Source organism: Bradyrhizobium sp. CCH5-F6 (assembly GCF_001556045.1).
Lineage (GTDB): Bacteria > Pseudomonadota > Alphaproteobacteria > Rhizobiales > Xanthobacteraceae > Bradyrhizobium.
The window spans coordinates 1-14,099 of sequence record NZ_LSIC01000150.1 but is presented as its reverse complement, the minus strand read 5'-3'; the positions used below and the strand labels follow the sequence as shown (position 1 = coordinate 14,099).

Genomic DNA, 14,099 nt, shown 5'->3' with positions numbered 1-14,099 from the left:
TAGCAGAATTTTGGACCACGGCGCGCCGGAAACGATATCCCAACATCACCATGATGGCACGTCTTGTTTGTTGCGCGATAAGTTAGGTTGCTCAGTACCGGTGCGGCGTCCAAGCAAGGACGCTGCCCCATGCGAACGATTACGCCACCAAAACTCGTAGGCACTCAGCACTGGATGATAGAGGTTGCAATGAGTCGTCACTACTCACTCCAACCTGAAGCCGAATCCAACACTGCGGATTGTGCCCACGTCACGACGTCAAGCAGCCGTTTGTCGGTGAGCGCAGTTCCATCATTCCTTGCCCATGGACGCTTCGTAGTTGCGAGCCATCGTGCCCGCTGCAACTTGAAGCGAAGAACCGACCACCCAACAGCCGGCAACAAAGGCTATCAGCCCATTGGGTGGGTTTTGATCAAGGACAAGGATACTGACGGACAGCGTTGCGGCAATCGCGGCGCCGAACGTTCCGGTCGCGCTCATGATCTCAGCCGGCTCGAAACCGTTCCACTCTTCCGAGATGCTCGAAATCGACTTCCGTGCGACACCGCCGGACAAATCAATTCCGACATAATGGCTAAGAGCTCCATAGAGCATCGATATCAGCACGATCCAGCCGCTTTCAAACATGCCGCCTTTCTCGCGCAACAGGGTCGCCCCCACATAGAGGCCGCAAGAGGCCCCAATGGCTGCGAGCCCAATTCTTTCAAGAAGATGGGCCGACCTGATCAGACTGGAACGGGCGATCCGAAGATGGCCGGTGTACCTTCTTAGGGAAAATGCGCTGGGCACTGCATTGCTGATCTTCATTGGAGTCTCCCTCTCAGGTAAGTAGCGGCCTATCGGCCGACCTCGATTAGAGGTTGCCTCGTGACCGCGTTTTGCGATTCCCTGGATTCCAATTTCTGAAAGATCTGTGCTGAGTAGCGGGACTGGCTTGCTCGTGAGCAAGACGAGAGCCAATCCAAAGCTGCGAGCTCGCGGCTGCGCAGGCATTGCATCTCACCCGTGTCTGTCAGTTAGGTCCGGGTGCGGCAATTTCTTGCGGAAGTGATAGTTCAAAAAGTGAGTGATGGAATATGAGACGGTTCACACACCTTGGTTTCCTGTCGCTCCATCCGATCACAGTTTCCGGAAGAGGCTCTGCATCGTCGCGATACCCGGGAGCGCGCGAGCGGGAGCTGAAAGGCGCAGTCAGTCAGCGAGCTCTCCCGCGTTTCGCCGACATCAGATCTCCACGCTTGCGAGTTTCGTCCAGGTCAACCCATGAGGCTCGGCCGCATCACCGGAAACTCACCGCGCCTTCGGGTCTCAGGCCTGAACGACTTTGACCAGGCGACACCTCGCGATACTGTCGCCGAAGCGGCTGGTAGTCCGGCGCGCGCGCCGCGCTTCTGATCTCGTCATTCGACAATTCGCGCCGCGCGCCGCGACGCGATGGATCGGGCACCGGCACGGCTGCCATCAGCTTCTTCGTAGAGGCATGCTGCGGATTGCCGAACAACCGCCGCACGCAGGCCGATCTCGACTGCGCGAAGACCGTGGGACGAGGTCGCAAGAACAGGTCCAGCCGACAATTCAGCTCATTCTTCGCCGCAGCGTCGCCGATGGCGTCTCGCCGAATTTGTCGCGATAGGCACCGGCCATGCGGCCGAGATGGGTGAAGCCGAGATCGAAGGCGATCTCGGTGACGGAAGCATCGGGCGCCGCCTGCGCGAGGCGCGCGTGCAGGTCTGCAAGGCGCATGTCGAGCAGCATCTGCGAGATCGACACGCCGAAGTGACGGCGGAAGCCGAGCTGGAGCGCGCGGATGCCGATGCCGGACGCGCGGGCAAGCTGCGCAAGGTCGAGCGGCTCGCCCGCATTGTCCGCCAGATGGTCCCGCGCGGTGCGGAGCGCTCGCGGCAGGCGTTCGGCGCAGCCGGAGAACGTCCTGATCGCATCCGAGAGGCCATGCCGCTGGCCGTTGAGGAGGCGATCGAGCAAGGTCTCGCGCCAATCGGCCACCGCGACCGGTGAAAGCCTGCCGGACGGACCGAGACGCTCGGCAAGCCGCATCAGCTCGGCAAGGCTCGCCTGCAAGGCCCGCCCGCACGGCGCATCCAGATCGATCGCCGGATCGAACTCGACGGTGCCCACCGCCCTGCCCGACAGCGCCGCGGCGCGCTGCTCGACCATGCGGCGATCGAGCAGCAGGATCGCCTGCGCACAGTCGTTCCACATCATCCGCGTCGGAATGGTCGGCGACAGCAGCGACGCTGTCCTGTCCGGCGCGACATCGAGCTCGCTGACGCCGGCGCGAATGCGGGCGCTGCCCGTGAGCGGGACCTGCACCAGGAAAAAGCGATCGAGACAGCCGGGATCGATGCTGACCGATCCGCCATAGGCGACGTAGTTGATCGAGAAGCCCTCGAACGCCGCGCAATTGTGCCGGGCGGAGAAGCCGGCGGCGCGCGCCTGCGCAGGCTTGAGATCGTGCGGGCAGAAGATACGACCGATCTGCTCGGCCGCTTCGTCGACGTCATCCGTGGTGACGCGGGCGAAGTCCGCGAGCCGTTCGGCTGCAGAGGCTCTTGCGCTCATTTCCAGCTCGGCTGCGGACATCGTCGACCATGCTTCGCGCCCGGGAATTATTTTAAGCCTATAATAGTTCCCGGCGGACGAAAAGGGCCGTGTCCGCTTATCGTCGTGCTGCATGGCGATAAGCCGCGCGGGATTCGTTTAGCGGATAGACAGGCGGCCCCTGGCTGGCCGATGCTCCGTCCCCGCCGGAATCCATCAGGAGGCGAGCATGACTGCACTCGAAAAGGGCATTACTGCGAACGGCACGGGCTATGGCGGCAAGAGCTGGAATATCCTGGGCCAGGTCTATTTCCCCAAGGCCGTCACAGACTCCACCTTCGCGTTCGAGACCAACAGCGATCCCGGCCAGTTCGTGCCGGTGCACATCCATCCGACCCAGGACGAGTTCATCCTGGTGCAGGAGGGCACGCTCGACCTCAAGCTCGACGGTCAATGGGTCAAGGCCCATGCCGGCGACCTCGTGCGCATGCCGCGCGGGATCCCGCACGGCTATTTCAACAAATCCGACAAGCCCTGCCGCGCACTGTTCTGGGTCTCACCGATGCAGAAGCTGGAGGCGCTGTTCGAACAGCTCCACAATCTGACCGACCCTGCCGAGGTTGTGCGCATCTCGGCGCTGCACGAGGTCGACTTCCTGCCGCCCGAGGCCAACGACTAGGCGATCCGCCTTCTCGTCCATTTCCATCTGCTTGCAGCTCGGCCGGCCGCGCCTTGCGGCCGAACGTGGCCGCTTGCGCGCGAAACACATTGATTGCGAGCCATTTCATGGTCAGTCCCAAACATGTCTGCGTGATCGGCGCCGGCGTCTCCGGTCTTGCCGCCGCAAAGGCGTTCTCTACCCGCGGCCACCGCGTCACCATCGTCGAGCGCAGCGGCGATCTCGGCGGCGTCTGGGAGCCGGCGCGCTCCTATCCCGACGTGCAGACGCAGAGCCCGAAGGAACTCTACCGCTACACCGATCGCGCCATGCCGGACGCCTATCCGGAATGGCCGACCGGGCCGCAGGTCCACGCCTATCTCGCCGATTACGCCAAGAGTTTTGGCCTCGAGCGCATGCTGCGGCTGAACACGGAGGTCGCGGGCATGGCGCGCCGCGCCGACGGCAAGCCGGGCTGGACGCTCGCCCTGAAAGACAAGGACGGCACGGACACGAGCGAGGATTTCGACTTCGTCGCGATCTGCACCGGCCAGTTCAACGAGCCGCGCGAGCTACATTGCCCCGGCGAGGACGGCTTTCTCGCACAGGGCGGCCAGATCCTGCATTCGTCGAAATACAACGATGCCGCGCTGGCAAAAGGACGCCGCGTCGTCGTGCTCGGCGGGTCGAAGTCTGCGACCGACATCGCCGTGAACGCGGTGAAATCGGGCGCGCGCGAGGTGACGATCGTGATGCGCGAGCCGGTCTGGCGCATTCCCTATTTCATCGGCGGGCTCGTGAACTTCAAGCGCATCCTCTACATCCGCGCGCAGGAGGACATGTTTCCCGGCTGGGGCATCGGCCCGATGGCGCGGCTCGCACACCGCCTCGCCACGCCACTGGTCTGGGCGAACTGGCGCGGGCTGGAGAGCTTGTTGAAAGCGCAGCTCAAGCTCAAGCAATGCAAGATGGTGCCGAAGGAGCGGATCGAGGACGGCGTCAACTGCTCGGTTCCGATTGCAACGCCGGGCTTCTATCCGATGGTCGCCGACGGCCGCATCAAGGCGGTGTTCGGCACGTTCGACCGATATGAAGGCGACAGCATCGTGACGAGCGGGGGCGAGCGCATCGGTGCGGATGTCGCCGTGCTCGCCATCGGCTACAAGCTCGGGGTGCCGTTCCTCCCCGAAGCGTATCGGCAGAAGCTGGTCGATGCCGACGGGCAGTACCGGCTCTATCGCCTGATCGCCAATCCCGATCTGCCCGAGCTCGGCTTCGTCGGCTTCAACTCGTCGTTCTGCACCGTGCTCTGCGCCGACCTCGCCGCCAACTGGCTGGTGCGCTATGCCGACGGCCAGCTCGCCAACCAGCCGACGGCGCAAGCGATGCGCGACAACATCGAGATGATGCTGCACTTCAAGCGCGTCGAACGGCCGGCTGCGGGCGTCTATGGCGGCCTGTGCGTCGCGCCCTATCACTACCGCCATTTCGACGAGCTGATGGCCGACATCGGCGCGAGGGCCCAGAAGCGCGGCGGGCCCGCGGGCCGCTTCCAGCCTCCGGATGCGGACGATTATGCGAAGTTCCTGGCTTCCGCGCCGGAGTACCGGGCAACGGCATGAAGGCCGGCTAGCTGCCGCCGACCCGAACTCGCGGCTCGCCAGGCCAGGCCGTATTGCCTACGATTCCGGCTGCCGAATCGGCCGGTCCGGGAGCCCGCGATGCAATCAAGACGCCACGCCGCCGCGATCATCGCTGGGCTTGCCCTGCTTCTCGCGACACCCGCGATGGGACAGGGCGCGCTCACGGCCAGACAATCCGAGGCGCTCGCCGCCTATGACCGCGCGCTCGCCGACTTCAAATCGATCCTCGCCGAGCGGCGGCGCCAGATCGAGGCGAGGGAGCCGCTGCCGAACCTGCCGGGACAGGCGCTCTATCTCGCGCGGGTCGCCGTCATCAGCACCTACAAGGATCTCACCGACGCCATGCCGTCGCGGATCGGCCGGCCCAACAAGTTCGAGATTCCTCCCGCCTATTTCGATGCCGACATCGAGCCGCTCGTCGACGAATATGGAAAGCTGTTCGACATCATGGAGGCGCCGCCTGCCAGTGCGCAGAACTCGCCAACGCCCTTCAAGGACGTCGTCGATCTCGCCGTTGCGATCGCGCGCGCCAAGGGGCTTGCGCCTGAACATGCCGAGACTGCCGGCCGCATCAGCCTCGGGCTGTTCTTTGCGGAAACCAATGGCAAGCAGAACGTCCGCAATGCGCGCTCGAACACCTACATGGGCAGCTTCCAGACCGGCCCCTCCGAAGACCGCAACGGCCGGAGGAAATGGGAGGCCATCAAGGGCGAGATCGCCGCGATCGATCCGGCGCTGAGCGCGCGCGACGACAGGGAAGAGGCGCGGGCCCGCGGCACCGACCACCGCTTCAACCACTGGACCAACGTGCGCAACGGCCTGATGAACGCGCACGCAGATCTGTTCCGCGAGATCCCCGGAATTGCGAAGACGCTGCCTGATCCGATCGACCAGATGAAGCTGTTCGAGCTGATCCAGATCGTTCCCACCCCGACAAGGTCCGCGCTCAAATCGGGCGATCTCCTGAACTATGGGGTCTCCAGCCCCACCATCATGAAGCACCTGCGCAACAACAGCATCTTCGCCTTCGGACAGGCCGACCGGGCGCGCACTTCGGCAAGCTACCGCGAGATCCTCGCTGCCATGTGGCTGTTCAAAAGGAAGTTCGAGCGCGCGATGGCGAAACATGCGGAGATAAGGCAACGCTGAGGGAGCGGTTGCAACCGCTACCGGACGTTGTAGTCTCGCGATCTCATCGGAGACACGGACCGTTTCATGCGCGTTCTCATTCTCGGCGGCAGCCAGTTTCTCGGACGCGCGATCGCAAACCATGCTTGCGCCAGGGGGCATGACGTGACCTGCGCTGCCCGCGGCCTTGCGGGGCCGATTGCCGCGGGCGCGCGCTTCGTGCGGATCGACCGCGACGTCGCCGGCGGTCTCGAACCGCTCGCGGGCGAGTCGTTCGACGCAATCGTCGATGTCTCGCGTCATCCCGGCCAGGTTCGCCGCGCGGTCGCAGCGCTGAAGCGGCCGGGCATTCATTGGACCTTTGTTTCGACGATCAGCGTGTATGCGGACAACCGTATCCCGGGGCAACGCGCGGACACCGCGCCGCTGCGCGAGCCTGTTGCCGCGGATGTCGAGCACAGCACCGATGCAATCTACGGTGCCGCGAAGGTCGCGTGCGAGCAGGAGGTCGGCGAGGACGCATTCATCTGCCGCGCCGGCCTCATCGCCGGACCGGAAGACCCGACCGGACGCTTCGCCTATTGGCCCGCGCGGCTCGCGCGCGGCGGCGAAGTGCTGGCGCCGGGATCGCCTGACGACGCCGTCCAGTTCATCGACGTCCGCGATCTCGCGCAGTGGATCGTGCATGCGGCAGAGACCCGTCTGTCCGGCATCTATGACGGGATCGGGCCAATTCGCACGCGCGGCGAATTCCTGGCCGAGTGCGCAACGGCGCTGAACGCATCATGCACGTTCACCTGGGTCGATCGCGCCTTCCTCGAAGCGCACGACGTGCGGCGCTGGGCAGGCCCGCGGTCCTTGCCGATGTGGCTTCCCCTGCCCGACTTCGCCGGCTTCCTGACCCGCGACACCTCACCGGCGCGCGCCGCCGGCCTGACCTCGCGACCACCGGCCGATACCGCACGCGATACGTTGCATTGGCTTCGCAACAGCGGCGGCCCGGTCGTCGGGCTTACCGCCGATGAAGAGCGGGACGTGCTTGCGGCGTGGCATGCCGCCAAAAGGACTTAGGTCAACGGAATGGCTCCAGCAATCCTTTGCCGCTTTCCGGTCGGACGCATTGCAGACATGGTGTAACACGATCTCTGCAAGCTGTCGCGATTACTGCTGCCGACCGAGTGAGGCGAGGAATTCGTCGGCGATCGATCTCCACCGCTCCGGATAAAGCCGCAGCAGGTGGCCATCGCCCGGCACGCCGCGCAGCAGCTCGAAGCGCACGCTGCCGCCGGCGGCTACGAATGCCTGGTGATATTCGCGGATGAGCTCCTCCTTGTAGAGGCGGTCGTTATCGGCATAGAGCCAGAGCTGCGTGACCTCAGGGCCTGCACCGCGGCCGGCATTCGCATAATAGGACGTGGTCACCGGTCCGTAAGGATACCAGCCGCCACTGAAATTCACCACGCCCATCACCTCGCCGGGCTTCAGGCCGGCATAGTGCATGGCGAGAAAGCCGCCGCGCGACTGACCCGCGAGCAGCACCTTGCCCGGCTTGACCCCCGGCAGCGTGCGGCCAAAGGCGATCGCGGACTCGAGGTCTTCAACGGCTTCGGCAACACCGGCCGAGACGTCGATGAGGCTGCCGTCGTTCGCACGCCCGAAGGTCTCCTCACCGTTGATACCCTCGGAGCTGCCACGTCCGCGGCGCATGAGCGCCAGCATCGCAAATCCATTGTCGTGCAACCAATGCGCCTCGGTTGAGAACGACCAGGACCTGAGCTGATTGCGACCGATGTCGGATCCATGGGTGAGGATCGCGAGCGGTGCCTGCCCATGCCCTGACGGCGGATAGAACGTGCCCTCGAGCGTGATCGGCCGTTTACCATCGGGCGTTCGAACCGTGAGGTGCGGAATTCGGACGCGCTCTCCGGGCCACGGCCAGTCGTTCGGCCACTCGCCCGCAGCGAGACGCGCGGGATCGGCACGGACCAGCGCTCCCGACGTGACGAGGCCATTCTTGAGCGTGGCCGTCATGTACAAGCGGTCCGGGCCCTCGAAGGCATAACGAAAGACACGAAACCCTGTCATGGTCAGCACGCCATCGACGACCGTCGCCTGGTCCCGCCACCATTCGCGGTTCATGCCATTGAAGGCCGAGTCCGACCGGGCAAAGACGAGGTCTGCATGCCCATTGGCCTGTACGCGCTCGACCACGAGGATGTGCCGGTCGTCTTGCCAGGTCCCGATCCATGCACCCTGGAAGCGGGCAATCTCCGGCGGCACGTCGGCTGCCGGCGGCTCCATCTCGAACCGCGGCGGCAAGGGGACGATGGTTTCAGGATCGACCGTCAGCGGCTGGGCGTGAGCGCTCTGCATCATCAAGACCAGGGGTATGATCGAAACTGCAATCCAACGTCCAAGCATGTGCGCCCAGTTGATATCCAATGTGTCCGGCGAAGGACGCTCTATTCCGTCCGGATCGGCGAGTCCTTCAGGCCGTTGTTGTCATAGGCCTTGCGCAGCGTGCCGTTCGTCGCGGCCTCGTTCATGAATTTGGTGACGAACGCCAATGCTTGGCCGTGACCGAGCGGGACGGCGACGGCGGTCACCGTCTTCTTGAACGTTTCGTCCAGCACCTTCGTGCCCGGAATCTTCTGCGCCATCTTGTTGAGCTGGTCGCGTGACAGCGCGGAGGCGTCGATCTCGCCGCTTTTCAAGAGGTCGAAGATCTCGTCATAGGTCTGATAGCCCGTGACTTTGGCGTTCTTCAGATGCGCGATCGCACCGCGCATGGTGGTCGTGGCGTTGACCGCCGCGACCTTGACGCCAGCCTGGTCGAGCGTGGCGAAATTGGTGATGGATGAGCCCGGCCTGACGATGTAGGTGGCATCGGCGACCTCGTAGATCGGACCGAACAACATTCTGGTCTCGCGCTCGGGATCCTTCGGCAGCCAGGTGACGTCCCATTTCCCCGTCCCGGCTGCGTCACTGATCTGTCCGGAATTCTGGTGCACGACATATTCGACGGGCACGCCGAGCCAGGCGGCCATCTCCTTGCCGAGGTCGACGGGGACGCCGGCATAGCCGGCCTCCGTCCTGGTCGACCAGAACGCGCCGCCCGCCGGGCTGATCGCGATCGCGACGCGCAGCTTGCCGGTCGGCGCGATCTCCTCCTTCAGGCCATCGGCTAGTGCAGGCATGTCAATTCCCGCTGCGAGAACGAGGCCGGCAAGGGCCGATCCGAGAGACGCCAATCCGAGAGACATGGGCATGTCATGCTTACTTCATCTTTTCTTCTACGGACCGCTTCCCGTCCGTCGCGCGGTCATTGACGCAATTCTGGACGATCATGCGCGCGATGAAAAGCGGCCTGTCATGACAAATCTGTCAGAGGGCACACCGCTCCTTGCACTGCAAGACCTGTGACTGCCATGGCTATGGTGTTCCACGGCCGGACTTTTGTTGCTAGCCTGCCGCACCGACAGACCGCAACGAGGGCAACCGAATGACGCGCGCGAATCCCGCATTTCCCGCACGATGCAACGGAGTGTGGAGATATGCCGGGCGAGCATTGGCAACGGCAGCCGCCGCGATCGCGCTCGCCGGCTGCGAGGACAAGAACACGTTCGTGGCGCCGCCGCCGCCCAAGGTGGATGTCGCGACGCCGGTGCAACGTCCGGTGACGCGCTACATCGAGGCCACCGGCAACACGGCGCCGATCAAGAGCGTCGATCTCGTCGCGCGCGTGCAGGGCTTTCTGCAATCGATCGACTATCAGGACGGCACCTTCGTCAAGCAAGGCACCCAGCTGTTCACGATCGAGCCGGAGACCTACAAGCTCAAGCTCGAGCAGGCGCAGGCGGCCGAGGCCGGCGCGCAGGCCTCGCTCCGTCAGGCGGAAGCCGACTACAAGCGGCAGGCCGAGCTGGTGCAGCGCCAGGCCGTCTCCCAGGCCACGCTCGACACCTCGACGTCCAACCGCGACAACGCCCAGGCCAATCTGCAGCAGGCCCAGGCCAATACGAAACTCGCCGAGGTGAACTACGGCTACACCAGGGTGACGGCGCCGTTCGACGGCATCGTCAGCGCGCACATGGTCTCGATCGGCGAGCTCGTCGGCGTCTCCTCGCCGACCCAGCTCGCCACCATCGTCGCGATGGACCCGATCTATGTGAACTTCACGGTCAACGAACAGGACGTGCTGCGCATCCGCGCCGAGGCGGCTCGCCGGGGGCTGACGCCGGCCGACCTCAAGCAATTCCCGATCGAGATCGGGCTTCAGACCGAGACCGGCTACCCGCATCAGGGACATCTCGACTACGTTGCGCCGACGCTCAATCAATCCACGGGCACGCTGGCCGTACGCGGGCTCATCGCCAACGACAAGCGGGTGTTGCTGCCCGGCTATTTCGTCCGCGTCCGCGTGCCCTTCAGCCAGGAGAAGGAGTCCCTCCTCGTTCCCGACACGGCGCTCGGCAGCGACCAGGGCGGCCGCTACCTGCTGGTGGTCAACAGCGACAACGTCGTCGAGCAGCGCAAGGTGCAGATCGGCCCGACCGACAAGGGCCTGCGCGTGATCGAAAGCGGATTGAAGCCGGAGGATCGCGTGGTGACCGCGGGACTGTTGCGGGTGATCCCGGGCCAGAAGATCGACCCGCAGGTGACGAAGATCGACCAGTCTCAGGCCTCGGCCAAGTGAGGGGCTGTCAGCCATGATCTCGAAATTCTTCATCGAGCGGCCGGTCCTCTCGAACGTCATCGCGCTCCTGATGATCCTGATCGGCGGCGTCGCGCTGTTCAACCTCGCGATCGCGCAATATCCCGACGTGGTGCCGCCGACCGTGCAGGTCACCACGCGCTATCCCGGCGCCAGCGCCAAGACCGTGATCGACACCGTGGCTCTGCCGATAGAGCAGCAGGTCAACGGCGTCGAGGACATGCTCTACATGCAGTCCTACAGCGGCTCGGACGGCACCTACACGCTGACCGTGACCTTCAAGATCGGCACCGACCTCAACTTCGCGCAGGTGCTGGTGCAGAACCGCGTCTCCAGCGCGCTGTCGCAATTGCCCCAGGCCGTGCAGAACCAGGGCGTCACGGTGCAGAAGCGATCGACCTCGATCCTCCTGTTCGTGACCCTGACCTCGCCGGACTCCAAGTACGACAGCCTTTACCTGAGCAACTACGCCACCATCAACATTCGCGACGAGCTCTCGCGCCTGCCCGGCGTCGGCAACGTCACCGTGTTCGGCGCCGGCCAGTATTCGATGCGGATCTGGCTCGACCCCAACAAGCTGCAGGTCCGTGGCCTCGTGCCGCAGGACGTGATCCAGGCGATCCAGCAGCAGAGCCAGCAGGTCGCAGCCGGCCAGATCGGCGCGCCGCCGACGCCGCCCGGACAGGCGTTCCAGTACACTCTCAACGTCAACGGACGGCTCGACGACGCCAGCCAGTTCGAGAACATCATCGTCAAGACCGGTACCAGCGGCGACGTCACGCGGGTGCGCGACGTCGGCTGGGTCGAGCTCGGCGCGCAGACCTACAGCCAGATCTTCTCGCTCAACAAGCAGCCGGCCGTGGGCATCGGCGTATTCCAGTCGCCCGGCGCCAACGCGCTCCAGGTCGAGCAGGCCGTCGAGAGGAAGATGGCCGAGCTCGCCAAGCGCTTCCCTGAAGGCATCAAGTACGACACGCCGTTCGACACCACCAAGTTCGTGGAGGCCTCGGTGCACGAGGTCTACATGACCCTGATCGAGGCGGGCCTGCTCGTGCTGGTCGTGATCCTGGTGTTCCTGCAGGACTGGCGCGCGATGCTGGTGCCGGCGACGACCGTGCCGGTCACCATCATCGGCGCGTTCGCCGCGATGGCGGCGCTCGGCTTCACCATCAACATGTCGACGCTGTTCGCGATCGTGCTCGCGATCGGCATCGTGGTCGACGACGCCATCGTCGTGGTCGAGGGCGCGGCCCACAACATCGAGCAGGGCATGAACGGCCACGACGCCGCTATCAAGGCGATGGACCAGCTGTTCGCGCCGATCGTCGGCATCACCCTGGTGCTGATCTCGGTGTTCCTGCCGGCCTCGTTCCTCGCGGGGCTGACGGGACGCATCTATTCGCAATTCGCGCTGGTGATCGCCGCGACCGCGCTGCTCTCCGCCATCAACGCGGCGACCTTGAAGCCGACGCAATGCGCCCTCTGGCTGCGGCCGTCGGTGCCGCCCGAGCAGCGCAATTTCTTCTATCGCGGCTTCAACGCGGTCTACAACCGGGTCGAGCGCGGCTACACGCGGCTGATCACCTTCCTCGTGAAGCACGCCACCATCTCCGTCGCGGTCGCGCTGCTGGTCATCGGAGCCAGCGGCTACGGCCTGTCGCGGGTGCCGACCGGGTTCCTGCCGATCGAGGACCAAGGCTATCTGATCGCCGCCGTGCAGCTGCCCGACGGCGCCGCGCTGGAGCGGACACAGAACGTGCTCGACAGGGCCAGCGAGATCATCAAGGACACGCCGGGCGTCCAGCAGGTCATCACCATCGCCGGCATCTCCGCGCTCGACAACAGCGCTAGCCTTGCCAATGCCGGCGTCGCCTACATCATCCTGAAGGACTGGGACGCCCGCAAGGGGCCGGGCGAGGATTTGCGTTCGCTGGTCTACGGGCTGAACGACAAGCTCGCGACCATCATGGAGGCGCGCACGATCGTGCTGCCGCCGCCGCCGATCCAGGGCATCGGCAACGCCGCGGGCTTCTCGATGCAGGTCGAACTGCGCGACGGCAACAGCGACTTCGCCAAGCTGCAGGCGATCACCAGCGCGATGGTCAGTAACGGCCAGAGCCAGAGCGCGCTGCAGCGCGTACAGTCCTCGTTCCGCTCGTCGGTGCCGCAATTCGACGTCGAGATCGACCGCGTCAAGACCCAGACGCTGCATGTGACAACGGACCAGGTGTTCGCGGCGTTGTCGACCTACCTCGGCTCGTCCTACGTCAACCAGTTCAACAAGTTCGGCCGCGTGTTCCAGGTCTACACCCAGGCCGATCCGGCATTCCGCGTCACCGAGCGCGACATCGCCAACATGATGGTGCGCAACTCGAACGGCGACATGATTCCGATCGGCACCGTCGCCAAGATCACGCCGGCGACCGGCCCGTCGCTGATCAGCCTCTACAATCTCTATCCGTCCTCGACCGTCATCGGCCTGCCGGCGCAGGGCTATTCGTCCGGCCAGTCACTGAAGCTGATGGAGGAGATCGCGGACAAGACGCTGCCGCCGGGCACCGGCTATGAATGGACCGCGATGTCCTATCAGGAGAAGGCGGTCTCGAACCAGATCTACTGGGTGTTCGGCCTCGCCATGCTGCTGGTCTATCTCGTGCTCGCCGGCCAGTACGAGAGCTGGTACGCGCCGATCTCGGTGATCCTCGCGGTGCCGCTGTCGCTGCTCGGGCCGATGCTGATCCTCAGCGCCCTCAAGATCGACAACAACCTCTATTGCCAGATCGGCCTGATCCTCCTGATCGCGCTGTCGGCGAAGAACGCCATCCTGATCGTCGAGGTCGGGCTCGAGCTGCACGGCCGCGACGGCAAGCCGATCCTGGAGTCCGCCATCGAGGCGGCGCGCGCCCGCTTCCGTCCCATCCTGATGACCTCCTTCGCCTTCATCCTCGGCGTGGTGCCGCTGGTGCTCGCCACCGGCGCCGGCGCCAGCGCGCGCAAGTCGATCGGCATCACCGTGTTTTCGGGGATGCTGGCCTCGACCTGCCTTGCAGTGCTGTTCGTGCCGGCCTTCTTCGTGGTGGTGCAGCGCTTCGAGAACTGGCGCGCGTCGAAGAAGGCGCCGAAGGCGAAGACGGTGGCGGAGGTGAAGCCCTAGGGCTTTTGCTGCGCGGAGGGCCCTCCAACATAAACCGCGAAAACAACCCCATGCACAGTAGGGATGGGGTTGAAAACGTTAGCAAAATTTCGGCCCTGCCGAAGCGATTTGCTTCGTCGGGCAAAACACCGGCAGAATGGCATCATCGGCGCCATGCGCAGGGTGCCTCCTGATCCCCGTCATTGGCGAGCGCAGCGAAGCAATCCAGAGTCCCTCCGCGGAAAGATTCTGGATTGCTTCGCT

At 64.5% G+C, this 14,099-nt stretch carries 10 protein-coding genes and 1 pseudogene; 6 read left to right on the top strand and 5 right to left on the bottom strand.

The genetic code is table 11. The features are described from left to right. Positions 1–291: 291 nt before the first annotated feature. The 3 genes and pseudogenes from AX729_RS26540 to AX729_RS26530 form a co-directional block, all read right to left on the bottom strand. Positions 292–807 (bottom strand): hypothetical protein, encoded by a 516-nt coding sequence (locus AX729_RS26540; RefSeq protein ID WP_061027192.1) that lies wholly within the window; start codon positions 805–807, stop codon positions 292–294. 472 nt (positions 808–1,279) lie between these two features. Then, positions 1,280–1,526: pseudogene (locus tag AX729_RS41260) on the bottom strand (hypothetical protein); the annotation flags it as partial. A gap of 49 nt (positions 1,527–1,575) precedes the next feature. Further along, positions 1,576–2,601 (bottom strand): AraC family transcriptional regulator, encoded by a 1,026-nt coding sequence (locus tag AX729_RS26530; protein ID WP_061027190.1) that lies wholly within the window; start codon positions 2,599–2,601, stop codon positions 1,576–1,578. Between the two features lie 187 nt (positions 2,602–2,788). Here AX729_RS26530 and AX729_RS26525 point away from each other — a divergent pair, with 187 nt between their 5' ends. The 4 genes from AX729_RS26525 to AX729_RS26510 all read left to right on the top strand — a co-directional run bounded on the left by AX729_RS26525 (position 2,789) and on the right by AX729_RS26510 (position 7,059). After that, positions 2,789–3,238 (top strand): cupin domain-containing protein, encoded by a 450-nt coding sequence (locus AX729_RS26525; RefSeq protein WP_061027189.1) that lies wholly within the window; start codon positions 2,789–2,791, stop codon positions 3,236–3,238. Positions 3,239–3,345: 107 nt separating this feature from the next. Then, on the top strand, positions 3,346–4,839 hold the full coding sequence (locus AX729_RS26520) for a flavin-containing monooxygenase (protein WP_061027188.1): 1,494 nt from the start codon (positions 3,346–3,348) through the stop codon (positions 4,837–4,839). A 99-nt stretch (positions 4,840–4,938) separates the two neighbouring features. After that, complete coding sequence (locus AX729_RS26515; protein WP_061027187.1) at positions 4,939–6,009, top strand: hypothetical protein; 1,071 nt, start codon at positions 4,939–4,941, stop codon at positions 6,007–6,009. 66 nt (positions 6,010–6,075) lie between these two features. Beyond that, on the top strand, positions 6,076–7,059 hold the full coding sequence (locus AX729_RS26510; RefSeq protein ID WP_061027186.1) for an NAD-dependent epimerase/dehydratase family protein: 984 nt from the start codon (positions 6,076–6,078) through the stop codon (positions 7,057–7,059). Between the two features lie 90 nt (positions 7,060–7,149). Here the strand turns inward: AX729_RS26510 and AX729_RS26505 are convergent, their stop codons facing one another. After that, positions 7,150–8,409, bottom strand: coding sequence for an alpha/beta hydrolase family protein (locus AX729_RS26505; RefSeq protein WP_061027233.1), 1,260 nt, complete (start codon positions 8,407–8,409; stop codon positions 7,150–7,152). Positions 8,410–8,450: 41 nt separating this feature from the next. Continuing rightward, positions 8,451–9,185 carry an ABC transporter substrate-binding protein gene (locus tag AX729_RS26500; protein ID WP_156457221.1) on the bottom strand — a complete coding sequence of 245 codons (735 nt, stop codon included), beginning with the start codon at positions 9,183–9,185 and terminating at the stop codon, positions 8,451–8,453. 305 nt (positions 9,186–9,490) lie between these two features. Here AX729_RS26500 and AX729_RS26495 point away from each other — a divergent pair, with 305 nt between their 5' ends. Beyond that, positions 9,491–10,684, top strand: a complete 1,194-nt coding sequence (locus AX729_RS26495; protein ID WP_061027184.1) for an efflux RND transporter periplasmic adaptor subunit — start codon at positions 9,491–9,493, stop codon at positions 10,682–10,684. A gap of 13 nt (positions 10,685–10,697) precedes the next feature. Then, complete coding sequence (locus AX729_RS26490; protein ID WP_061027183.1) at positions 10,698–13,856, top strand: efflux RND transporter permease subunit; 3,159 nt, start codon at positions 10,698–10,700, stop codon at positions 13,854–13,856. Positions 13,857–14,099: the final 243 nt, after the last annotated feature.

Coding starts and splice junctions, on each gene's coding strand:
- AX729_RS26540 (WP_061027192.1), bottom strand. CDS start 807: ATGAAGATCAGCAATGCAGTGCCCAGCGCATTTTCCCTAAGAAGGTAC.
- AX729_RS26530 (WP_061027190.1), bottom strand. CDS start 2,601: ATGTCCGCAGCCGAGCTGGAAATGAGCGCAAGAGCCTCTGCAGCCGAA.
- AX729_RS26525 (WP_061027189.1), top strand. CDS start 2,789: ATGACTGCACTCGAAAAGGGCATTACTGCGAACGGCACGGGCTATGGC.
- AX729_RS26520 (WP_061027188.1), top strand. CDS start 3,346: ATGGTCAGTCCCAAACATGTCTGCGTGATCGGCGCCGGCGTCTCCGGT.
- AX729_RS26515 (WP_061027187.1), top strand. CDS start 4,939: ATGCAATCAAGACGCCACGCCGCCGCGATCATCGCTGGGCTTGCCCTG.
- AX729_RS26510 (WP_061027186.1), top strand. CDS start 6,076: ATGCGCGTTCTCATTCTCGGCGGCAGCCAGTTTCTCGGACGCGCGATC.
- AX729_RS26505 (WP_061027233.1), bottom strand. CDS start 8,409: ATGCTTGGACGTTGGATTGCAGTTTCGATCATACCCCTGGTCTTGATG.
- AX729_RS26500 (WP_156457221.1), bottom strand. CDS start 9,185: ATGCCTGCACTAGCCGATGGCCTGAAGGAGGAGATCGCGCCGACCGGC.
- AX729_RS26495 (WP_061027184.1), top strand. CDS start 9,491: ATGACGCGCGCGAATCCCGCATTTCCCGCACGATGCAACGGAGTGTGG.
- AX729_RS26490 (WP_061027183.1), top strand. CDS start 10,698: ATGATCTCGAAATTCTTCATCGAGCGGCCGGTCCTCTCGAACGTCATC.